This is a genomic window from Flavobacterium sp. (assembly GCF_025352015.1).
GTDB lineage: Bacteria > Bacteroidota > Bacteroidia > Flavobacteriales > Flavobacteriaceae > Flavobacterium.
This window is the reverse complement of sequence record NZ_JANXUG010000055.1, coordinates 1-21,946: the sequence shown is the minus strand read 5'-3', so window position 1 is coordinate 21,946 and position 21,946 is coordinate 1. Positions and strand designations below refer to the sequence as shown.

General features: G+C 31.4%; 24 protein-coding genes. All 24 read right to left on the bottom strand.

Annotation, left to right across the window (positions count from 1 at the left end; all coding sequences use genetic code 11):
• Positions 1–1,090, bottom strand: a 1,090-nt coding sequence (locus Q0Q96_RS05670; RefSeq protein WP_293872266.1) for a hypothetical protein, incomplete at its 3' end; no start/stop codon positions are given.
• Complete coding sequence (locus Q0Q96_RS05665) at positions 1,090–2,001, bottom strand: hypothetical protein (protein WP_293872265.1); 912 nt, start codon at positions 1,999–2,001, stop codon at positions 1,090–1,092. The genes Q0Q96_RS05665 and Q0Q96_RS05670, both read right to left, overlap by 1 nt.
• Entirely contained in the window at positions 2,002–3,360 is a 1,359-nt protein-coding gene (locus Q0Q96_RS05660) for an MBOAT family O-acyltransferase (protein WP_293872264.1), read from the bottom strand.
• Positions 3,361–3,438: 78 nt separating this feature from the next.
• Entirely contained in the window at positions 3,439–4,161 is a 723-nt protein-coding gene (locus tag Q0Q96_RS05655) for an SDR family oxidoreductase (RefSeq protein ID WP_293872263.1), read from the bottom strand.
• Positions 4,161–4,556, bottom strand: a complete 396-nt coding sequence (locus tag Q0Q96_RS05650) for a MaoC/PaaZ C-terminal domain-containing protein (RefSeq protein WP_293872262.1) — start codon at positions 4,554–4,556, stop codon at positions 4,161–4,163. The genes Q0Q96_RS05655 and Q0Q96_RS05650 overlap by 1 nt, the downstream gene beginning before the upstream one ends.
• Positions 4,553–4,795: an acyl carrier protein gene (locus tag Q0Q96_RS05645; protein WP_293872261.1), complete on the bottom strand. Its 243-nt coding sequence runs from the start codon at positions 4,793–4,795 to the stop codon at positions 4,553–4,555. The genes Q0Q96_RS05650 and Q0Q96_RS05645 overlap by 4 nt, the downstream gene beginning before the upstream one ends.
• 4 nt (positions 4,796–4,799) lie before the next feature.
• Positions 4,800–6,521, bottom strand: coding sequence for an HAD-IIIC family phosphatase (locus Q0Q96_RS05640; RefSeq protein WP_293872260.1), 1,722 nt, complete (start codon positions 6,519–6,521; stop codon positions 4,800–4,802).
• 18 nt (positions 6,522–6,539) lie between these two features.
• Entirely contained in the window at positions 6,540–7,898 is a 1,359-nt protein-coding gene (locus tag Q0Q96_RS05635; RefSeq protein ID WP_293872259.1) for a hypothetical protein, read from the bottom strand.
• Positions 7,899–8,918: a glycosyltransferase family 2 protein gene (locus tag Q0Q96_RS05630; RefSeq protein WP_293872258.1), complete on the bottom strand. Its 1,020-nt coding sequence runs from the start codon at positions 8,916–8,918 to the stop codon at positions 7,899–7,901.
• 17 nt (positions 8,919–8,935) lie between these two features.
• Positions 8,936–9,583 (bottom strand): acetyltransferase, encoded by a 648-nt coding sequence (locus Q0Q96_RS05625; protein ID WP_293872257.1) that lies wholly within the window; start codon positions 9,581–9,583, stop codon positions 8,936–8,938.
• Positions 9,577–10,653 carry a DegT/DnrJ/EryC1/StrS family aminotransferase gene (locus Q0Q96_RS05620; protein WP_293872256.1) on the bottom strand — a complete coding sequence of 359 codons (1,077 nt, stop codon included), beginning with the start codon at positions 10,651–10,653 and terminating at the stop codon, positions 9,577–9,579. The genes Q0Q96_RS05625 and Q0Q96_RS05620 overlap by 7 nt, the downstream gene beginning before the upstream one ends.
• Positions 10,654–10,676: 23 nt before the next feature.
• Entirely contained in the window at positions 10,677–11,612 is a 936-nt protein-coding gene (locus tag Q0Q96_RS05615) for a glycosyltransferase family 2 protein (protein ID WP_293872255.1), read from the bottom strand.
• Positions 11,613–11,618: 6 nt separating this feature from the next.
• Positions 11,619–13,202, bottom strand: a complete 1,584-nt coding sequence (locus Q0Q96_RS05610) for an N-acetylneuraminate synthase family protein (RefSeq protein ID WP_293872254.1) — start codon at positions 13,200–13,202, stop codon at positions 11,619–11,621.
• On the bottom strand, positions 13,150–13,833 hold the full coding sequence (locus Q0Q96_RS05605) for an inositol monophosphatase family protein (RefSeq protein WP_293872253.1): 684 nt from the start codon (positions 13,831–13,833) through the stop codon (positions 13,150–13,152). Before Q0Q96_RS05605 ends, Q0Q96_RS05610 begins: the two co-directional genes overlap by 53 nt.
• Positions 13,799–14,521 (bottom strand): acylneuraminate cytidylyltransferase family protein, encoded by a 723-nt coding sequence (locus Q0Q96_RS05600; protein WP_293872252.1) that lies wholly within the window; start codon positions 14,519–14,521, stop codon positions 13,799–13,801. Before Q0Q96_RS05600 ends, Q0Q96_RS05605 begins: the two co-directional genes overlap by 35 nt.
• 2 nt (positions 14,522–14,523) lie before the next feature.
• A complete protein-coding gene (locus tag Q0Q96_RS05595) occupies positions 14,524–16,011 on the bottom strand; it encodes an oligosaccharide flippase family protein (protein ID WP_293872251.1) in 1,488 nt (495 codons plus the stop codon).
• Between the two features lie 16 nt (positions 16,012–16,027).
• Positions 16,028–17,146 carry a DegT/DnrJ/EryC1/StrS family aminotransferase gene (locus Q0Q96_RS05590; protein ID WP_293872250.1) on the bottom strand — a complete coding sequence of 373 codons (1,119 nt, stop codon included), beginning with the start codon at positions 17,144–17,146 and terminating at the stop codon, positions 16,028–16,030.
• A gap of 8 nt (positions 17,147–17,154) precedes the next feature.
• A complete protein-coding gene (locus tag Q0Q96_RS05585) occupies positions 17,155–17,886 on the bottom strand; it encodes a methyltransferase domain-containing protein (protein ID WP_293872249.1) in 732 nt (243 codons plus the stop codon).
• Between the two features lie 7 nt (positions 17,887–17,893).
• Positions 17,894–18,805, bottom strand: coding sequence for a DegT/DnrJ/EryC1/StrS family aminotransferase (locus tag Q0Q96_RS05580; RefSeq protein WP_293872248.1), 912 nt, complete (start codon positions 18,803–18,805; stop codon positions 17,894–17,896).
• Entirely contained in the window at positions 18,805–19,740 is a 936-nt protein-coding gene (locus tag Q0Q96_RS05575) for a hypothetical protein (RefSeq protein WP_293872247.1), read from the bottom strand. The genes Q0Q96_RS05580 and Q0Q96_RS05575 overlap by 1 nt, the downstream gene beginning before the upstream one ends.
• Positions 19,722–20,141 (bottom strand): FdtA/QdtA family cupin domain-containing protein, encoded by a 420-nt coding sequence (locus tag Q0Q96_RS05570; protein ID WP_293872246.1) that lies wholly within the window; start codon positions 20,139–20,141, stop codon positions 19,722–19,724. The genes Q0Q96_RS05575 and Q0Q96_RS05570 overlap by 19 nt, the downstream gene beginning before the upstream one ends.
• A gap of 5 nt (positions 20,142–20,146) precedes the next feature.
• A complete protein-coding gene (locus Q0Q96_RS05565; protein WP_293872245.1) occupies positions 20,147–20,542 on the bottom strand; it encodes an FdtA/QdtA family cupin domain-containing protein in 396 nt (131 codons plus the stop codon).
• Positions 20,543–20,642: 100 nt separating this feature from the next.
• Positions 20,643–21,173, bottom strand: coding sequence for an ArsR family transcriptional regulator (locus tag Q0Q96_RS05560; RefSeq protein ID WP_293872244.1), 531 nt, complete (start codon positions 21,171–21,173; stop codon positions 20,643–20,645).
• Positions 21,174–21,314: 141 nt separating this feature from the next.
• Complete coding sequence (locus tag Q0Q96_RS05555; RefSeq protein ID WP_293872243.1) at positions 21,315–21,773, bottom strand: UpxY family transcription antiterminator; 459 nt, start codon at positions 21,771–21,773, stop codon at positions 21,315–21,317.
• Positions 21,774–21,946 lie beyond the last annotated feature (173 nt).

Below are 21,946 nucleotides of genomic sequence, written 5' to 3'. Positions count from 1 at the left end.
GTGAAGCAACTTTCTCAATTCGGTAATTATTTTTTTCGGGCAATATCATTTTTTGCTCATAATTTCCTTTAAAAAAATCATAAAAGATATTAGGTTGCAAATTACCAAACGCAACACTCATTACCGGTTTACCGATGATGAGATAATCTATTAATTTACTAGGAGTTTGTTTGAATCCTACATTTTCAAAGTTAACCACAAAATGCATTTTTGATAATTCAAAAAGTAATTTTTCTCTCAAAACTATTGGTTTTATAATAATTCTTCCTCTACTAGCAGCTATAAATGGTGAAACAAACTGCGGGGTTGTAGTGTAAATGTGAAATTCAAATTTAAAACTCTCCTCCAAAGTGTTCAAAAAATTTAAAAACTCTGAAGGATCGCGTCTTCCTGGGATAAACATCCCTGCGTAACCAAAAACTATTTTGTCCTGTTGCAATGGACCTTTATACAAGGTAATATCCTCAAATTTAAAACCTTGAGGAATAACTTTAATTTTCTGATGAAATTCAGGATAATATCCAGAAATAGCATTTGTTGTTGGAACTGTAATAAAATCAACCTTTTTGCAAAACCATTTTTCTACAAAACCAAAATAAAATGGCGGTTTGAAAGTATCGTTTTCTTGTCCCATATATGGATCCCCGCAATCTGCTATCCATGTATTTGCAAGGCGTTTTTTCTTATTCCAAATTCTCGCAACACCCCAATGTATTGGATATGGAACCGCTACCGAAAGCAGTAAATTATAGTCTTTTTCGGATTTAAGTGCTTTGTTAATCAAGGGAATTAACTGAATCATAGGGTATTCGAACAATAACGTTGAAAACCTAGCGACAACTCTCCTAAATAATAGTGCCACACCACTGCCTTTAACTATTGGTCTTGGCCAAGACAATTTGCCTAAATCTATCACTCTAAAATTGTGCTCAAGAGCAAAAGTTTTCAATCCTTCACGAAAATGAGTACACACCGAAACTTGATGCCCTTGCCGAACAAACTCTTTGGCAAGTTCAGTTGCTCTAAACGAACGTGGTGATATTTCGGGATAGAAACCGTTTGTCACAATCAGTATTTTTTTTGAACTCATTATTTATTGAAACTTTTTAAATAAGTAGCGATTTCAGTAGTAAAAATAAAAGCTCCATTTTTATTTAAATGATTTAAATCGAAATAATATCTCTTGTCTTTGTAAGTAGGATTGGTTGTGTTATATTCATAAAAATTGGCGTTGGTGCCAGTCAATTCAATCATTCTTTTCTTAAATTCAGGGTTGACACCTTTGTACATGGGAGGAGAAATCAAAAATAATTTAATATTTTTTTGTTTGCAAATTGCTATAATCTTATAAAAACAGTCCTGTTTAACCTTTGTTTCATTCTTTATTGGATAACTGACATTGTTAACTGTTTTATTCCAATCTTCATTAGTTTTCTGAAAACTTATTGGCATAGAACCATCGTAAAGAAGTGAGTCTAATGCCGTGAATTTTTTTTGTCTTATATCAAAATTAGCTTTTGTCATTCTGTGTAAAACAAATAACTTGGAAAGTAGTGCATTCTTTTCGTTTCTATCAACTAATTCTTCACTTACATAATCGTATTTTACCAGCGGATACAATCTATCTAAACGAAAATTTATCAGAGAATCGGGTAAAAATTCAATGGGATTATCAACAGTTAGAATGACCATTTTCGGCGATTTATTAAAAGTGGTCAATGCTCTCAATAAAAACTCATGAAACTCTATATTAGAACCAGGATAGGATAAATTGTATACAGAATGATGTATTTCTTTTTCAAGTTGGCTTGCAATGATGTCTCTAGAACTTTTTGAGGAACCTAAAATAATAACGTCTTTATTAATTTTTCCTGTAAGCACTAATTCTAGTCTTTTATCCACTTCTTTACTTGGTGAAATATTTATGAAAAACAAAAATATTTTATCAAATACAAAAAACAACAGACCAAAAACGAGTAAGTAGATGAAAAACTTTTTCATTTAGAATTGGAAATAAATAAATTGTTGTTCTTTGGCAGAAAATATAAAAATAGCTGTAATTAAAAAGAAATAAAACATGCTTCGTACTAGGATTGAATATGAAAAAATTCGTTTTATTGCGTAATCATTGTTTTTTCCGAACCACTCAATAGCAAAAAAGAAAATTACCATCAAAACGATATAAAATGGCAAAGCAGTTGGCACTGAAAACAACGATTTTGTAAACATCTTTCCGTAATATCCAAAAGCTTTACTTACCGTATCAGATTTAAAAAGCACAAATGTAAACATGACTGGGATGAGCGTACCTAATATATTAAAAAGTTGTTTTAAGGTAGAAAAAATACTAGCTTTAATAATTTTTTTCTTTTTATTCATAGTTCCGTTTAGAATGGATGGAATAAAAAATAATCCGTGAAATAAGCCAAATAAAACATAAGTCCAATTGGCGCCATGCCATATTCCACAAATTACAAAATTGATTACAATAGCTATAATTAATCCTAATTTATCATAATCTCTAAACTGGATGCTTAACGGCGTGAAAACATATTCTGTCAGCCATGAAGTTAATGAAATATGCCATTTTCGCCAATATTCAGGAATACTTTGAGCGAAAAATGGAAAATCAAAATTTTTAGAAACTTGAAATCCTAATAATTTAGAAACACCAATGGCCATATCGGAATATCCGGAAAAATCAGCATAAACTTGGACAGAATATAAAACCATTCCAATCCATAAAGAGCTGGATGGTAAATTTTGATAATTATTAAAAATTGGATTAACAATAGTTGCGCAATTATTGGCGATTACCAATTTCTTGAACAATCCCCACAAAATTTGCTTCAATCCATCCGATGCGGAATCAAAATCGAAACTTCTTGATTTTTCAAGTTGCGGAATAAATGTTCTCGCTTTATCGATTGGTCCGGAAAGTAATGAAGGAAAAAAAGCTACATAATTAAAGAAAACAATCCAATCTGTGGTGGCTTTTATTTTTCCTTTTTCAATATCTAAAATATAGCTTAATGTTCTAAAAGTAAAAAAACTTATTCCAAGCGGGATGATAATATTCAATGTTTGTATACTAAAATAAGAATGAAACATTCCAAAGAAGTCATTAATAGAACTAATAAAAAAATTGAAATATTTAAAGTAAATCAGACCGCCAATTCCTTGAATTAATCCTAGGTAAACTAAAGTTTTTTTTACTTTTTGATTTTCAGATTTTTCTATGTAAATCCCCAGAAAATAGTTCAGCGCAGAAACTCCTATCAGAAAAAATAAAAATCGCCAATCAGCCCAAGCATAAAAAAAATAACTTCCAACAAGGATGAAAATATTTTGAAATTTCACATTTTTACCAAATCCAAACCAATAAATCAGAAAGAAAATTATGAAAAACAGCAAAAATGAAATCGAATTAAAAACCATTTATTTGATATTTGTTCCAGCGTTTATTACTAAATCTACTCCGTTTATTTGCGAAGTTGCGCTGCATAAAAAAGAGATTGCCTCTGCAACTTCGTTTGGAGTAAGTAATTTTTTTAACGGATGACTTTCAATCATTTGTTCAATGACTCTCTCATCAACATCTTTGGTTAAACCAGATTCCATAAAAGACGGCGAAACTGAATTTGAAGTGATGTTAAACTTACTGTTTTCTGTGGCCCATGTTTTTACCAATGATGATAAATACGCTTTGCCAGCTACATAAACTACTGACCCAAGTGGGGGTGTATTTTGCAAAAATGATGTTAATATAGTAATTATTTTTCCATTTTTTTTCTTTCTGAAACAAGAAATTGCCGCTTGAGTTAGTAAAACAGTTGGAATAATATTATTTGAAAAATCTGTAGCAAAATCATCTATTGCTATTTTATGAAAATAAGTTTTTATGGGTTCGCCCGAATACGCATTGTTGATCAAAACATCTAAATCGATTTCTGCAATTTTACTTTGTAAAAGTGTCACTTCATCCAAATTCTTAAAATTACATTTTATGGCAATTGTGTTGGCAAATTCTTTTTCTAAAGCAAGCGCATTCGCAGTAGAACTGTTGTATGAAAAATAGATTTGATTCGTTGCTTCTTGCGCAAGTTTTCGTGTAATCGCTTCACCTAATCCTGATGCTCCTCCGGTGATTAATATATTCATTATATAATTCCGATTTGAATTTTACCTTTTGCAACTACTTTTTTATCCTTGTTTCTAAAGTGAAATTTGAATTCTACTGCTTTTACCGACTCATAAAATCCGATTATTTCAGCCTCAAACTGTAATGAATCATTTAAATAAACAGCATTTTTGAATTGAATTTCCTGCGAATGTATGATTACGTCCTTTGTTGGCATAAGTTCTCCAATGAAATACGATAAAAACCCGTTCAAAATATTTCCGTGCATTACTTTCCCTTTAAATCCTTTTGTAATAGCAAACTGTTCATCAGTATGCAACGGATTTTTATCCTTAAAAAGCTGAATAAATCCAGTATAAATTTCATTCGAAATTATAAAATCTTCAGTAAAAACACTACCTACTTGGAGAATCATGCTACTTTAGCTTGAATGCAGTTCATCATTTCGCCAACGTTATTCCAACTCTGAATTTCTTTTGCTGAAAATCGAATTTTAAAGTGTTTTTCAATGGCTACCACAAGTTGAATGTGGTTCAAAGAATCCCAATCGTCAACATCTGATGCTTGTGTTGATTCGTCTAAAATTATACATTCGTTATCAAGAACGTCAATAAATATTTCGTTGATTTCTTTAAGCATTACGTTACTTTCCATGCTGTTATTTTTTATTTATAAATGTATTTTTAGTATTGTATTTATGTATATCTAGTTCCCAAAACGTATTTTTTTTATCAAATCCTAAATTCAAATAATGGTCTTTTACCATTTCGTTTTTAGCACTCGGGATGTATTCACCTTTCAAAACTTCAAATCCATTTTGTTTGCAGAAATCAACTATAGTATTTAAGACAAAGTTTGCCATAGTTCGTTTTAAAACCCTGCAACTCATAAGCCAAGTTTCAATAAAAGCGGTATTATCATCTTCTTTTTTCAAAATAATTACACTTATCAATCCGTTGTCACCAAATTTATCTTGGAGTGTAAACGCAAAAGTAAAATAATCCGAAGAAACTGAAAGCATTTCAATATCGGCATCGGTATAACGCACGGTGCGCAAATTAAATTGATTCGATCGTTGCGAAAGTTGGGCAACTCTAGGTTTATTAAAGGTATTAAAAGTTTCTACGACAGAAATCATATCAAGGCTTTTGAGAAAATCCCCTTCATTGGTAAACTTTTGATGAACAGTCGCTCTTTTTGCTTCGATTTGATACATTTTTGTTCGATCTCCATCTTCAGCTGAAAACGAAACCGTTTCAAAAAGATTTAAAGAATATAAATATTCTAAATATTCCGACGGATCTTCAGGCAGTTCTGGAACCGTAATTTGGGGAATGTTTTCACGGACAATGTTGCGCTCAAAGGGATTGTCATCCAAAAACACCATCGAATCGAAACCAATATTCAAGATGCTTTGAATTTGTCTAATGTTGTCGGCTTTATTTTCCCAGTTGGCAATAAAAACTGAAATATCCTCCAAACGTAACACCATATCAGGGTGCTTTTCAAAAGGTTCTTTCGCAACCGATTCGGTATTTTTACTGCAAACAGCAACAATAATTCCTCTGTTTTTTAATTTTTTTATCCAATGCTGAAATTCAGAAAATGCTTTTCCGATTCCTAAACTTCCTATTTGAATGTTCTCTATGCCATCATCGCCAATAATGCCTCCCCAAGTGGTGTTGTCTAAATCTAAAATTACGCATTTGTTGAATTTTCCATCAAGTGTTGCAATAATATCAACGGTTTTAGCTGCAACTAGTGGCAGCGCATCAATGCTCAAAACCATTTCTGAATTGATGTAAACCGAGCTTTGAAAAAATGCTGATTTACCAATTTGATTTTGAACGGTTGCCAAATCACACAAAAATAAATTTGGATTTTTAGAAGCAAAAACCATCATTTCATAATTCAACTTTCGAAGTTGGAATAAGAAAGATTGTTCCAGTTTTGAAGCAAAATTTCCAAAAACAGCATCATCTATTTCGGTGTAATTATAACAAATAATTTTTGCTGACGAATTACTTGAAATCGATTCACATAATCGTTTCTGATTTTCAATTTCAGTAAAAGCTAACGTATTATAATAGTCGGGTTTTAGTTTATTATATTTTCCAAGAAGTTTGTGTGCTGATTGAAAAATAATAATTATTTCAGGGTTTGATTTGTATAAGTCAGAGGAAGAATCCAATATTTGCCGTTCAATTTGACTAAAATCGGCCTCCCAAATTTCTAAATTCAAATGGTAATCATACCCTGTTCCTCGTAAAGCTTGGACTAAAAACTGCGTTGCAGAATCGCCCAGAACTGCGACTTTAATTTTTTTTAAATTAGAAAAATCACACTTTAAATTTTTCTTGATTTTTGAAAAATCTTTCATTAGTAAGTTTTAGTTTTTCTACTCATTTATTTCACAAACAATCGAGTTTACCGCAGCTGAACCAAGATTTGAATAAAGTATTTTTTTAAAGTTTGCTAAATACGTTTTCAAATTTTTAGTCTCTAAATGCTGTACCCCAACCACAAAATTTTCAAAGTCGAATACGTGATTAAATGCTGAATTTTCTGAAAGCAGTTGATGAATTTGCAGGGGTAAATCATTTATTTTTAGATACACAGGAAAGCAGCCATACGCTATAGACTCTAAACTTACTGTAGATGAAATGCTTACACAATATTTGGCTTCTTCAAAACTTTGATTCAGACTAAAATTTTTATAATCATGCCAAACTATATTTTCGTTCGATAAATATTCATTTTTTATAGTATCTGGAATTTCAAAATCGGGATGACTTCTGACTATGACTTTATAATCGGGCATTTGTGCTGCTGTTTTTGCGGCAAAGTGAATAAAGTTAAAAACCTCATCCGTAGAAATATGATCCTCAAATTCCTTTTGAACGGCAAACAAAATTACTTTGCTTTTTTCTGTAGTATTACTCCCTAACAATGTTGGATGACCGCACGAAACAATTTGAAGTTCAGGATTATATTTTCTAAAATTTTCTGCGAAAAAATCACCCCAAACTAAAAATTTATCAAAAGGAACATCTCTCCAGCCCGATTTACTGACAGTTTTACCTAAAAATCCCCACTGTAAGCAGTAGGTTTTAAACTTATTTATTTTTCCTAACTTTCCTAAAACGTGTTGCGACTCGACATCACCTTCTATAATAATAACTTTTTTGTTTTTCAGTAGTGGTAAAAATCCATTGGCTCTGTCTATCAAAGTCACAAAATCATAATGTAGTAAATAATCTTTCTTCCAAAAAGATGGAAAATTGGTTAATGGCAAATGAATATTTTCTCTTTTATTTTTGTCTAAATCATACAAATCCCAAATTATAAAGGCTACTTTTTTACCCTCTTGTTCTAATGCATCTTTTATAGGTTTTGTGTATGAAAAGAATTTTTTATTGGTAATAAAAATAAAAAAATCTGCATCAGTTTTTTTAGTTTTATGAAATAATTGATGATACGTATATCTAAAAATATCATTGGTAACTAACGTAGTTTTTTTATAAATACTCTTTTTTATAAAAAAGGCTTCATAGTATACTTCAACTAGTTCTTCCATAGCTTTATCGGAGCAAAGCTTTTCTATTTCATGAATAAATACTGCACTATTAATTATGGTATTTAGATAAAATTGTATTTTCAACGGGACAACATTTATACCTTTATATACATAGTCCCCAAGCGCGGATGACAATTCTTGATGAAGTAATTGATAAAATTTTTCTATTTTGACAGTCATTTATCTGTTATATTTTATATTAAATATTAATCTGTAGTACAAACAAACAAAGTGAACTATTGATTTATTATATGCTTTACCGTATCTTAAATAAATTTCGGCGCAACCATCTAAATCAATTTTTCTTAAACCTTGTTTTTTTAATGATCTTACAATTTTTAGGAAATTTCCAAAGTTTTTTGACTGTAAACAAACAGTTAGAGGCAAGAACACAAATTTAGCCGTAACATGATTGATTAATCTTTTTTGATTTTCATCATTTGGAATTGTTTTAGAAAAAGAACGCAAATCATTTACAGCTAGTAAAAAACCATTGAGCGCTTCTTTTGAAAACAATAGCCTAGAATTGGTTGCGGACCCTAAACGAGTAGTTCGTTGATAAAATTTGTCAGTCATAAAACCAACACGATTAGCAACCGTAAATACTTTCCCTAGAAATAAACCGTCTTCTAAAAATGGAACATTTTTAGGATATGTAACTTTGTATTGTTGCAGTATTTCTCTGCGATATAAGATTGCCCAACTTCGATCGGGGTCTTTAATTTTAACTCCACGAGGAGCAAAATATCCGTTAAAACCATCGAAAATTTCGTTTGTTTTATCTTCATATCGAGTTTCCCAAACTGAATTCCCTTTTGCATCAAAAATTTCGTAAGCTAAATACAATACGTCTAAATTTCGTGAGCTGGCATTTTGATACACCGCATGCAAGACATTAGGCACCGCATAATCATCAGGATCAATTGGTAAAATATAATCACCTTTAGCGATGGCTATAGCATTATTTCGTGCCATTGAAACTCCCTGATTTTCTTGATTAATTAAAATAATGTTGGGAAATTCTCGTTGAAGTACTTCCACAATTTCCTGACAACGATCTGGCGAACCATCATTGGTTACTATTATTTCATAATCCTCTTTTGGCAAATCTTGATTCTCTAAACTTCTGATACATTTTTCAATGTAGCCATCGACCTTGTAAGCCGGAATTATAATGCTAATTTTTTTTGTCTTTTCCATAAAAAGAAAAATAAAAGTTAAAATTCAAGTGCAGGTATTTTTTTTATAATTTGGGCTGGAACTCCAACTACTAAACTATTATCAGGGACATTGCGGGTAACTACAGCACCTGCGCCAACTATGACATTGCTACCAATTTTTACATCTGGTAATATGGTAGCGTTGGCCCCAATTTGAGTGAAAGAACCAATTTTACATCGTCCTAATACAATGGCAGCTGGCGAAATTTCTACAAAATCTTCGATGATACAATCGTGTGTTATGATGACATTATAATATAATATGCATCCCGTTCCAATTTTTGTGTCGTTTGAAAGGATTGCATTTGCTAAAATATTTGTTCCATCGCCAATAATTACATCGTATGAACCTAAAAATGCAGTATTACTGATGGTTGCTGTAAAAATTCCACCGAGAGCAATAAATTTATCGCTTAAATTTTTTCTTAAAACCGGATTTCCTATGCCAATAGTGAAGTGCTTATCAACTGTTTCAAAATAGTTAGAGGCTTCAGCTACAGATTTTAAAACAGGAAATACACCAAACAATTTATCTGGTGCATCCTGATTGACATCATCAAAGAATGCAAGGTTTGCTATTTGATTTTGCTGATGCAAAACTTCTAAAACTTCTTTTGCAAATCCTTTTGCGCCTATAATTAACATAGATTGGTGTTAATTATAGTGGTTGTTTTTTGTAATTCATCTTTAGTAAGTCCTGCATAAAGAGGTAAACAAAGCACTCGTGAAGCAACATCTTCAGAAATTGGCATTGTGGTTCCTTTAACAAAATCAATTGTATTTAGAGACGGATAAAAATAACGTCTTGGAAAAATTTCCGCAGCGTTCAAAGCTTTTTGAACCGTTAATAATTGTGCTTCTGACTGAAATAAAACAGGATAATAACTATAATTCCAGGTGGTATTTTCTCTTATTTTGATAGTTTTGATTATTCCGAAATTGAGATTAATGTTATAAAAATCAACAGATGATTTTCTGCTTTCGATAATTTGATTCATGTAGGGTAAAACAGCTAATCCCATGGCTGCTTGCAATTCGGATGTTTTTCCGTTAATTCCTAAACCATGAAACGCCAACGGTCCGTTGTGTCCAAAATTGTGGCTGTAATACATTTTATGGTTTAAAGCAGCATCTTTACAAAAAAGCGCTCCGCCTTCGCCAGTATGAAATAACTTGGTGGCATGAAAACTGCATGTGCTCACATCCCCAAAATCGAATATGGATTTTCCATAATACTTTACTCCAAAGCAATGCGCTGCATCGTAAATAACTTTTAAATTATGTTTTTTTGCAATGTCTTCGATTGCCTCAACATGACAAGGGTTACCGAAAACGTGTGTTGCTAAAATTGCTGTAGTTTTAGGCGTTATAGCTGCTTCAATTTTTGATTCATCAATAGTCAAATATTCGGGATGAATGTCAACAAAAATAGGTTTACAGTTTTCCCAAACTATGGATGATGTCGTGGCTACATAACTAAAAGGCGTAGTAATAATTTCGCCTTGGCTTCCTACTATTTTTAACGCAATTTGTATAGGAATAGTTCCATTGGTCATAATGATGACATTGGGAACCGTTAGATATTTTTTAATTTTTTCTTCTAATTCTAATAGCAATTCTCCTCTATTGGTCAACCATTGATTTTTCCAAATACGTTCTAAATATTGTTGATATTCCTCTAGAGGTGGAAAAAAAGTTTTGGTAACGTTTATCATTTTTGATTATACAGGCTAATAATTTAATTAATTTTATTATAGATAGATTTGCCGTAAAAAAACGGATTTAGATATACGCTCGTCAATTTATAAAGAGTTTGATTGAATTTTGTCTTCTTGACAATTCCTAGCTTTTTGAAAAGTAGTGCTGTAGTATAAACCCAATATTCATCAAGAACTAAAAGTTTTGACAAATGTGGATGCGCATATTTTTTTCGGATTTGGTAATTATTGACTAAAGATGATTTTACCAAAACGTCTTGTCCATTATTATTTGTAGCATTAGAATGCATTCTGTATCCAACGGTTTCTTTGTGAAAATAATATAATTTTTCGCCAGATCCTGTTAGTTTTAACCACATTGGATAATCCTCTACTAACCTATTTGTTTCATCATAACCACCAACGTTTAGAATGGCTTTCTTATTTAAAAAAAAAGACGGTGTATAAGAGATTCTGTCAGAAAGCAACAATATCTTATATTGATCGTGAGCGCTAAAAGAGTGGTGCATTAAATTATTTGGATATTGATGTGGAATTGTTTTTAAAAAATTCTTTTCTTCAAACGTATCTTTGTAAACTCTTACTTGGCTAAATATAATTTTGGCTTCCTGATTTTTGGCAACAAATTTCATGTTTTCTTCAATACAATTTGGCAACAAAATATCATCACCAGCAACCATCATAATCCATTCAGAATGACTTGAATTGATACATCTATTACAGTTAGCAGAAACCCCAGTATTTTGAGTTACTTTTATAAATTCAATTCGGGCAAATCTAGTTTTGACGCGCTCCAATTTTATCCATTGATCCACTTTTTCAATAGTGCCATCTCTAGAGAAATCATCTGATATAATTAGTTCTAAATCATTATAATTTTGATTATAAATACTTTCAAGAGTTTCCAATATAAAATCGGACGAATTATAAGTGGTTATTGGAACTGATACCAACATAAATATTTAAAAATGTTTTTCGTTAGGAATATATTTATGATGTTCTTGTATGTGAATTCTCTTTTGTTTTGTACCACACATTATGGATGCTTTTCTGATATCTTTTACAAAATTTTCAAACTGATTGCTGGCTAAATCAAGGGCAACTCCATCAAAATGTATCCAATCTAAATCGCCTAATTTAACATGTTTTTCTATCATTTTAGCTCCAGCCGCCACAGCCATCATACTGCCCAAACTCCCAATATCGTGACTACTGTAACCAGGAAATAAATTGGGTAAATCTAAATTTTCATAATGTCTTACCACAGCTATTTGACAAGCTTCTGGCGGAGTAGGATAACTTGAAGTGCATTGCAATAAAAACAAGTTTCTGTCGTTGAAAAAGTTTTCTAAAACAAATTTCTCATATTCTCTGTTAGTAAAACCGGTAGAAATTACCAAATCACCTTTGAATTCATCAATAGCTTTTTTAAGAAAAATTCGGTGGTTCGAAATCGTAGAGGGTAATTTAATCAACGGCGGGTTAAACTTTTCAATAAATAACAATGACGGATAATCTAACACTGATGAAAACCAGACTATTTCGTTTTGTTCACATTCAGTAACTAATATGTTCATCAAAGCGTCATTAAGTTCAACACCGTCTCTGTAATGTTTTAATTTGTTGCCAAAAGGTGAAATATATTCTGTAACTAATTCGTCTTCCGTGTAAAAAGTTTCGACATCTCGTTTCTGAATTTTGATCATATCGGCACCTGCATTTTTTGCCAACTTAATCATTTTTCTTAAACGATGTGCATCACCAATGTGATTGTTTGTCAATTCGGCAACTATTATGGTATAATTTTCTGTAGCTATTTTTTTTAGCAACTTTTGATACTCTATTGCATTTTCAAATTTAGATTTAGTACCTACAATTGCATCTTGTTCTCTAAATTGGTTGAATTCAGAAACAGAAACACTACTAAAATTAGCATTACCAACATGTCGCAACTGCAATCCTAATTTGTCTTTTAAGTATTGCTGAATGAAAACGTACTGCGATTTCTGGGTTTTGAAAAGTATTTCTCGGTATAGAGCATCATGCTCATTAGAATCTATCTTTTCTGTTTTTTCTATGTCAAAGTCAAAACCTATTAAATATATTGGCAAGTTTTTTTCAGAAATCTGATTAATCAACCAAGCCAGTTTTATCGCTGATAGCAATAAAAAATCGATTAGTTCAAAACTATTCTTTTCAAAAAGAGCCGCTATATGTTCAACACCTTCATTGGTCAACGGATTATAATTGGCATGAATAAATTCGGTGTCTTTAGGTAGAATTTCCGTTAATTTTTGATTGGAAATGTAAACCTCATTTTTAAAACCATTTTTTTTGAATGTTTCTAAAACTCGATCCGCATAAAATATTGTAAAATAACCGTTTATCAATAACTCCGAATCGTTTATGTTGATAATAAGAGCATTAGAAAGCACCTCTTTATTGATTTGCTTTATGCTTTCACCCTTTCCAACAATTACGATATTTTTAAAATCAGTTGGAAATTTTGAAACGATACTTTTCAGCGGGTTGTAAAAATTCTCCATTATATTTTTTATTATTTACTTTAACGTCAAGTCCTAGTTTATTTGCCATGTTCAATCCTGGCAGAATATCCCAACTACGCGCGCCTTTAGGATTTTGAAACATTTTATATCTTCCTGTTAGTACGCAAAACATATTATACATGCAGCAACCTATTATTCTGTATTCAAATCCCTCTTCTAAATTCAGTAAATCTTGTTTAGAAAGCGATGAGGAAATTCCGTAAATTCTAGAATCAAATTTTTCAAAAACCAACGCATCACTCAACAAATAGTGATTTAGTTCGGGTAAGGCAATTAATGCCTCGTGAAATAGTGTTCCTTTATAAATGCACACGCCAATTCCCCATTCCATCAACCCAGAAACAAAATTTTCAGTGCCATCTATTGGGTCAACAACAGCAGTATAATCGTAAGCCGCGAGATTAACATCACCTGACGAATACGATTCCTCGGTAATTATTTGAACCGAAGAATAGGTTTTGTTGATGTAATTACTGCAGATGCTGTCTAACAACATATCTCCTTCAGAAACATAACTATCGTCTGCTTTCTTTTTTTTTGTATTTCGAAGCGTTAGCACCATTTCTAAATTGGCTTTAATTTCCGAAATAAGAGGTGTCAATATATTCATCTATGATGGCTCTATTGTATTTTAAAATATTTTCTACCATTTGGAAATCAAATTCATCATCGATATCCAAACCGCATAATTTATTGGTTATCACGGCTCCTACTTTCCTTCCCAGAAAATTATCAGTAGTGTTTTTTGTAGCGGCTCTAAAAACATCGGTGCTAAAAACTTTGTATCTATCGCCAAAATCCTGTCTTCGCAGCATCGATTTTCCAAAGTCATTAAAGGAAGGCACTAAAACACCACTTTCAACTTTATACAATCTGCCTTCACTTTCGCAAACAGTTCTCGAAGAAGACAATGATGAATTATTAACCAATTGTTCAATACATTTTTGTACGTGCTCAATACTTCTGAAAACAAATGTTGGTCGTAACCATACTAAAATATCTGGTTGCGGAATAGCGTGTTTTTCAAATTTTTGATACAAATCAATCAAAATATCTTGTTCCATTGCTGTCGAAGATGCGGCATGTTGCGAACGTAAAAAAGGCACTTCGGCTCCAAATTGTTCTGCAATTTCAGCATACTCTTGAGAATCTGTAGAGCAAAAAACTCTGTCAATGTTTAAGGCTTTTGCAAATTGAATAGCATAAGACATGAGGGGTTGCCCATTTAATAATCGGATATTTTTATTTTTTACACCTATTGAACCAGAGCGAGCCGGAATTATAGCATATATCTTCATATTTATCTTTTAAGCTTGTCTTTAATGTAAAGTATAATTCCTTTAAGATTTACTCTTTTATTTAATTCATTCAAACTAAAAATTATGGTTAGCAAAACAATAATTGATTCGGCGTAATACGCATTGGGATAGCCCAATAATTTGATGCAAATTAAGCACATCGACAACGACGCTAGTGATACCAATGAAAGAGATATAACTTCTTTTGAAAATTGAAAAGAATATTTTGATTTTAAAACTGCAATTATGATTACCATAAAAATAAAATAACTTACTAGCATTGATATTCCCAATCCATTTATACCATAATATTTATAAAATAATATATTGAAAATAAGCAGTATTACATTTGTTATGACTTCAACTATTATAAAAAGTTTATTGTCACCTTTTGCTAAAATAACAAAACTAGTTACCCAAACTAATCCTTTCATGGGAATGGCTAGTACTGACCAGAAAATAAAATCTTTAGCAACTAAAAATTCTTTACTTAATAATATTCTAATTAACAAGGGTGCTGTAAAAATTAATAAAATGAGTACGACACTCAAAATAATGATTACTAATTCAGCTTGCTGATTAACCAATTCTTTCCACTTAAATTCAGTATCAATAACTCCAGCAAGTCTCGGAAAATAGTCGGTTGCCATGGCTGTAAACACCATTCCTACATAACCTTCAACGATAGCTTGACCAGCATTATAAATTCCAAGATCAGATAAAGTACCCGTTTTTGATATAAAAGCATTTAAAATAAATGCTATAGCTGTAGTCATCAAATTAACAAATGTTAAACTCAAACCCAGTTTAACCATTGGCATTCCAAGGGTGATTGTTTCAGTCCAATTGATAGCGACTTTATTGAATTTTACTTTGTTTCTAAAGTATAAGGAAACCAGAAAATTACCAAATGCTGTAACTATTATGGCTGGCACAACGCCTTGAATTCCGTAACAATAAAAAATGGGTAACGCAACGATTAAACCTGTTACAGCACCTATAATATTTGCTTGAGCCAAATAGCCTATTTGTCGTGTACCTCTTAAAAAAGTATAAATTCCTCCCGACAAAGCCCCAAAAAGAAAGGTTATAGAAAGTAAAATATAGGAACTAGTATGGTTTGTAGAACCAAATGCAAATTTGCTTAAAAGTGGTGAAAAGGCAATCGTTAAAACAATGCCTAAAGCTGCCGTGATCCAAATCCAGCGTTTAAAAACGGTAAATGTTTTATCCATAGTAACTTTATCACCAGAGGAATATGCTTTAGAAATATCTTTAACAGCACTTTCAGAAATTCCAAGGGATGAAATGGTTTTTATTAAATTTAGGCTTGACATAAACAAGCCATTTAAACCCATTCCGGCTGTACCAATTAGTATTGCCAATGCTTTGCTTCTGATAAGGGTAACAAAAATATTGAACACCTGAACACCACCAAAAATGGAAGTTGCCTTAAAAATTGATTTGTAATTAGTAGTTTTTAATTCCACTATTGTAACTTATCTATTAAAAATTGTTAAGAATTTCAATAATTTTTATAACATCGGCTTGTGTCATAACAGGGCTAATTGGCAAGCTCAACACTTGCTCATGAATAGAATTGGTTATTGGATAATCCAAATGATTCAGCTCTTTAAATGCCAATTGTTTATTGGGTGGAATAGGATAATGAATTAAAGTTTGCACTCCGTTGTTTGTTATATATTCTTGCAGTTTATCTCTTTCTTGACATCGGATGACAAATAAATGCCAAACGTGTTCCTGATTTTCTTCACACTTCAAATCACGATTGGAAGGAACAGGAAGTTGAATTTTTGAATTATTAATTTCATTGAGATACATTGCCGCTATAGTTCTCCTATGCTGATTTTCGGTATCAATGTAATTCAATTTGACTTCTAAAAAAGCAGCCTGAATTTCGTCCAATCTACTATTTAATCCCTGAAATTCGTTGATATATTTTTTTTTACTACCATAATTTCCTAAAGCACGAATATGGTTTGCTAAAGCGTCATCGTTGGTAGTCACTGCACCCGCATCTCCCAATGCTCCGAGATTTTTTCCTGGATAGAAGCTAAATCCAGCAGCATCCCCAAGATTGCCTGTCATTTTTCCATTCCAATTGGCACCTATAGCTTGTGCGTTATCTTCAATAATTTTCAAATTATATTTTTTCGCTAAATCAACCAATTTATCATCCCAGCAAACTTGACCATATAGATGAACAACCATAATGGCTTTAGTTTTTGATGTGATTTGACTTTCTATTAAAGCCGTATCCAAATTAAAACTATCATTTTTTGGTTCAACCAAAACGGGTTTCAATCTGTTATCTGTAATTGCTAAAACCGAAGCGATGTATGTATTCGCAGGAACGATAACTTCGTCCCCTTCTGTCATAAAACCCATATCAATGTACGCTTTCAATATAAGTCGCAACGCATCTAAACCATTGGCAACTCCAATGGCATTAACAGACCCAATGTAATTTGCTAACTTTTTTTCGAAACTATTTAATCTTTCTCCCATTAAAAACCAACCCGAATCAATGACTTCTGAAGCAACTCTTTTGAGTTCTGTAGCGTGTTGGGCATTTATTTTTTGAAGGTCTAAAAATTTAATCATTGTATTTTTTATAAACTTTTGGATACTATTGCTATTTCACAACCCATATCGGGCATGTATTGAATCATTTTATCAAAACCATCTAAAATAGATGGCGTAAAAATACCATCATCTATTAGTTTTTTCATTTGCGAATGGGCAAATGGTTTTATAAAATAGCTCTCAATTTGTGGGACCTCATAACCATTATTTTTAAATAATTCCGAAAAAGAATTCATATCCCAAACCAATCGTCTTCCAAATTTTTTATCATTAGCAGAAAAGTCATAAATCTCACCGATAATTCCAGCCTCAAAAGCCAAAACTCGATGAAAAGACTTGGCATTGGGAACAAAAGAAATCACTTTAGTGTTCTGATTACAAATTTTTTTAATTAACGTTAAAATTTCACTGGGATTGTCAATTTCATGCAAAAATCCAGAAATTAAAATGACGTCAAAGTTTGAGTCTAATTCTTCGATAGCATCTTGAATGGGCTTGTTAATAATTTTAATTTTTGGATTGCCGTTTACTTTTTGGATTGCCGATTCGTAAAAATGAGTATCTAATTCTACTATGGTCATTTTTTGAAAATCAGTGTAATGCTCAAAAATTGGATTGTATCCGCAGCCAATTTCTAATATGTTCTTGGCTTCAAAAATTGAAAATTGATTAACTAAATAGCGATAACGATATTTTCTTAAAACATCTTCAAAGGGAAGTTCATTATAATCTTGATGATAATTTTGTGTTACGCTCATTTTTATTTTAATTAATTATTGCCTTTAAAACTTCAGTGAAATAATCTAAATCATTAATCGATAAATTTTGATGACATGGGATAAAAAAGGCATCTTCACCATAAAAGATGCTACTTTGTATACCATTTTGTATCAAGAAAGTTTTTAATTTGTTTAAATCATTAATTATAGAATTGTTGTTTAAAAGCAATGCTGATGGAAAAATATTTTGATTTGTTTGAAACCTTGGTGTAAAACCTAATTTCAAAAACTGCTCAAGCAAATAGTCGAAATTTTGATTTCTTTTGTATAATAAATTTGATTCATTTTTTAAATCATTTGATATTACATTTTGAATATATTGCTTTTGGTTTTTGTCTAATAACGTGCTTGGGGTAGTCTTTTTTTTGGTATTGGAAACCAATAATCCGCCTATTTGTAGAGGGAAAAATTTCGGAAAACTATATACCGAAAAATTTCCATAGTGCCCAACATTTTGTTTTTCATCTTGGCTAAAGAAAGTTGTGCAACAATCTTCAATAATGGGTATGCCTGTTGTTAGTAATTTTTCAATTTCAAGGTACGGAAACCCGAATTCATGGTTAACAAAAATAATTTTTGTTTCAGGAAGTAATTCTCTGTTCCAGCGGCAATATTTCTCAATAGATTTAGTAACACACGAACTTATATAAAAATTTTCTGAAGTGGTTACAATAGTAACTAAATCATTTTTATTCAAATTATAGTATTGAAGTGCCAATTCTATAGCTTCTCTTCCGTTAAAGGTGTAATTCCAATTTCCTTCGCCAAATTTTTTATCAAAATAACCAACTGCGAAATTATCATTCGGCAATTCATTATTTATGGCAATATGACTGCTAGTAAAAGGGCTAATTCTGTACGAGGGTACCAAAAATAGGTCAGGATTAATGATAAACATTATACTATCTTTTTGTAAAATTCATACAATAAAGAAATAGAACATCCTATGCTTTCTTTAAATTCGCACAAACCGTTATTAGGAACAGAATAAACTGTAGAATGACCAATATCTATAGTTTCTATGCCTTGATTTTTGTAATAGTTAAAAATATTGAATGACAAAAAATTCATTGTTTTATATTCTGAAAATTGAGGCAAATCTCCCCAATAAATTATACGAACTATAGAAGGTGCGATATTGTAAACTATGGCAGCTGCAATAGTTTGGGTAGTTGTTTTTATTAGAAAAAAATCCATCGGAATTACAGTAGCAGTTACAAGAAGTTGTTCCCAAGTTAGCCTTAACGGAAAGCCTCGTTCATTTCTATTTTGAACAATCACATCATAGGCTAATTTACCTTGATTGGACTCTAATTTTTCGAAAAGTAATCCAAAAGCAGTTGCTTTTTTTAAATTTTTCTTGGCATTGTACCAAATTTTTTGCTCATAATCAATATTGAGATTGGCTGTTTGAAAATGATAATTTAATTCAATATTTTGTGTGTCAAAACCAGCACGATAGATACAATTTGTAACCTTTGCTGAAAAATCTTCGTTATAAAAAAAAGGTGGTTGAATTATTTTAATTCCGATAAATCCATTTGTTGAAGCCCAATTAAATAGTGATTCTAGAGTAGCGTCTATTTGATACAATTTTATATCACAATTAACAAATTCAAAGCCACCAAAAGTAGCCGAAAAAGGACTCAAAAGTACTTGATTTTGCAAACCAAAAATAATTCCTAATCGTATTTTAGTATCTCGAAAAATTAAATAATATACTTTTTCAAACCTAGCTGAATTTAATTTGCTAAACGCACCCGAATTAAAAATATGATTGGGTTTAGGAAAGCTAGCGTCAAAAAATTCAGGAGTTACTTCGAGGATTTCCATAATTTGAATTCTTTATAGTCTCTAAAATAATCGTTTTCATCAAATATTTCAGAAGCTAAAACCATACAAATCGAACCACTTGAAAAATGATCTAAATCTCGCCATAAACCAGGCGGAATCAACAAACCTTGATAGGGTTGAAATAAATCAAAGCTTTGTTTAATATTCCCATCATCAACAGTTACTTTAAAACTTCCGCTTAAGGCAATCATTATTTGGTACAAATCTTTGTGGGCATGCCCACCACGGCTATTTCCTCCTGGAACGTCATATAAATAATAAATTCTCTTAATATCAAAAGGAACTTCTACGCTATTGGTAATTGAAGTCAAATTACCGTTTAGTTGATGGTTTTTTGGCAATGTTAATAGCATACACTCGTAAACAGAAGTTGCAATCATAACTACTATTTTTGTAAATAATCTTCAAGTTCTCTTAAATAATCTCCTTCTTGAAATTCATCATTACATAAATGCAATGAAACAGAATTTGTCGAAAAATTTTCCATATGTCGCCAGTGTAACTCAGGAATATATAGTGCAAAGTAACTTCTGTTGAGCGTAAAACGTTGCAATGTCCCGTCAGGAAAAGTGATTACTACATCAAAGCTTCCGCTTAAAGAAATAATTACTTCATGTTGTGTTTTATAGGCATGTCCGCCTCGTGTTTCTCCTCCTGGTACATCGTAAATCCAAAACACTCTTTTAATCTGAAAAGGTAGGTGATTAGGGTGTTGTATAAACGTTAAATTACCACGTAAATCATGTATTTTAGGAAGTTGAATGAGTTGTGGTTTTTTCATTTTCTATAGTATCAAAAAACAGTGCTTTTTTACACAGCTTCGCTCTGTCAGTCACAGAAGCAAACTAACAAAGTAAAAATTATTAAAGCCAAGATTGACTTTATAAAGTATTCAAGGTATTTATTAATTCTTGTTCAAAAACTAATAATCCCGAATTATCGTGATGCTTGGTGAGATAAAAAACTACTTTCTTTTGTATCTCAATTTCGATTTTACTAGATAACTGTTTAATATATTCTTCGTTTAAATTATTCCCTTCCAATACCACTTCTATTCTGCCACTATCAATACCTTTCATATAATCTCCTACAATAAAAACACGATGAACCGCACCCATTCTTTCCAAAACCATTTCGATAATAGTATCTAAACCAATGTACTTGCGTACAATTTGTTGTAACAAAATAAAAAAAGGATTGTGCTGATTAGCCTTGTAAGTTATTTTTTGATTTGATTCATTTCGTATCAAATAACCTGCTTCAGTAAGGTTGTTAAGTTCTTTTCGGATGGCATTGGTAGACTCTTGCATCTCGGATGCTAAACCACGAAGATAGCCTTCATTTGCTACGTTTATAAAAAACTTAACAAGGAGACGCAATCGTGTTTTTGAGGTTATTAAATTTTCAAGCATCAATTAAAAATTCCGAGTAACAAATGTACTCATAAATTTTAAAAAATGTTAAATTAAACTAAATTTTAAGATAATATATAAAAAATTTTAAGATTTAAACTACTCAAAATAAAGTTTAAATAACGAGTAAAACTAAAAAAATTACTGTCGTAAAATAATTTTAACTCCCAATTGTTCTAATACTAATGTTATTTGACTTTTATCAACTTTATCAACAATCCCTTTTTGTCCAATAAAGGGTCCAGATGGAATTTCGTATAAACTGCCAGGTTGAATGCCAACAACTTCGAAAGAAACCACTTTATCTTTAAGCCATTTCTGCATTAATTCAATTTCTGTTTCCTTAATAATTGCTGGCTGTCCAAGCCAATAAAGATAGCGTACCACACCCGAAACTTGAAAGACTTGTTCTCTATCTTTTGATTCCAGTTTTACAAAAACATAAGACGATAATAATGGTACTTCAACTTTTTTTTTTCTATCAGACCATTGCCGTTCTTGAAATATCATAGGACAATATACTTCTATGTTGAGTTGAAGTAAACGCGCAACAACTTTTTTTTCTTGTCTTGACTTTGTATATAGAGCATACCATAGCATAATATTATTTTTACTTATGTTGTTAAAATTACTGAAAAAAATTTAACTGTTACCAAAAAAAAACCCTCGATTACTCGAAGGTCTTTTCTATTTATTTTAAAGAATATATTATCTCTTCACCACTCTCACGGTTTGAACACTGTCCTCTTGCGATACAACTACGTTGTAAACAC

Excerpts from the sequence above, each read along its gene's own strand:
- Q0Q96_RS05665 (WP_293872265.1), bottom strand. The coding sequence starts at position 2,001 with ATGAAAAAGTTTTTCATCTACTTACTCGTTTTTGGTCTGTTGTTTTTT.
- Q0Q96_RS05655 (WP_293872263.1), bottom strand. The coding sequence starts at position 4,161 with ATGAATATATTAATCACCGGAGGAGCATCAGGATTAGGTGAAGCGATT.
- Q0Q96_RS05650 (WP_293872262.1), bottom strand. The coding sequence starts at position 4,556 with ATGATTCTCCAAGTAGGTAGTGTTTTTACTGAAGATTTTATAATTTCG.
- Q0Q96_RS05645 (WP_293872261.1), bottom strand. The coding sequence starts at position 4,795 with ATGGAAAGTAACGTAATGCTTAAAGAAATCAACGAAATATTTATTGAC.
- Q0Q96_RS05640 (WP_293872260.1), bottom strand. The coding sequence starts at position 6,521 with ATGAAAGATTTTTCAAAAATCAAGAAAAATTTAAAGTGTGATTTTTCT.
- Q0Q96_RS05635 (WP_293872259.1), bottom strand. The coding sequence starts at position 7,898 with ATGACTGTCAAAATAGAAAAATTTTATCAATTACTTCATCAAGAATTG.
- Q0Q96_RS05630 (WP_293872258.1), bottom strand. The coding sequence starts at position 8,918 with ATGGAAAAGACAAAAAAAATTAGCATTATAATTCCGGCTTACAAGGTC.
- Q0Q96_RS05625 (WP_293872257.1), bottom strand. The coding sequence starts at position 9,583 with ATGTTAATTATAGGCGCAAAAGGATTTGCAAAAGAAGTTTTAGAAGTT.
- Q0Q96_RS05620 (WP_293872256.1), bottom strand. The coding sequence starts at position 10,653 with ATGATAAACGTTACCAAAACTTTTTTTCCACCTCTAGAGGAATATCAA.
- Q0Q96_RS05615 (WP_293872255.1), bottom strand. The coding sequence starts at position 11,612 with ATGTTGGTATCAGTTCCAATAACCACTTATAATTCGTCCGATTTTATA.
- Q0Q96_RS05610 (WP_293872254.1), bottom strand. The coding sequence starts at position 13,202 with ATGGAGAATTTTTACAACCCGCTGAAAAGTATCGTTTCAAAATTTCCA.
- Q0Q96_RS05605 (WP_293872253.1), bottom strand. The coding sequence starts at position 13,833 with ATGAATATATTGACACCTCTTATTTCGGAAATTAAAGCCAATTTAGAA.
- Q0Q96_RS05600 (WP_293872252.1), bottom strand. The coding sequence starts at position 14,521 with ATGAAGATATATGCTATAATTCCGGCTCGCTCTGGTTCAATAGGTGTA.
- Q0Q96_RS05590 (WP_293872250.1), bottom strand. The coding sequence starts at position 17,146 with ATGATTAAATTTTTAGACCTTCAAAAAATAAATGCCCAACACGCTACA.
- Q0Q96_RS05585 (WP_293872249.1), bottom strand. The coding sequence starts at position 17,886 with ATGAGCGTAACACAAAATTATCATCAAGATTATAATGAACTTCCCTTT.
- Q0Q96_RS05580 (WP_293872248.1), bottom strand. The coding sequence starts at position 18,805 with ATGTTTATCATTAATCCTGACCTATTTTTGGTACCCTCGTACAGAATT.
- Q0Q96_RS05575 (WP_293872247.1), bottom strand. The coding sequence starts at position 19,740 with ATGGAAATCCTCGAAGTAACTCCTGAATTTTTTGACGCTAGCTTTCCT.
- Q0Q96_RS05570 (WP_293872246.1), bottom strand. The coding sequence starts at position 20,141 with ATGATTGCAACTTCTGTTTACGAGTGTATGCTATTAACATTGCCAAAA.
- Q0Q96_RS05565 (WP_293872245.1), bottom strand. The coding sequence starts at position 20,542 with ATGAAAAAACCACAACTCATTCAACTTCCTAAAATACATGATTTACGT.
- Q0Q96_RS05560 (WP_293872244.1), bottom strand. The coding sequence starts at position 21,173 with ATGCTTGAAAATTTAATAACCTCAAAAACACGATTGCGTCTCCTTGTT.
- Q0Q96_RS05555 (WP_293872243.1), bottom strand. The coding sequence starts at position 21,773 with ATGCTATGGTATGCTCTATATACAAAGTCAAGACAAGAAAAAAAAGTT.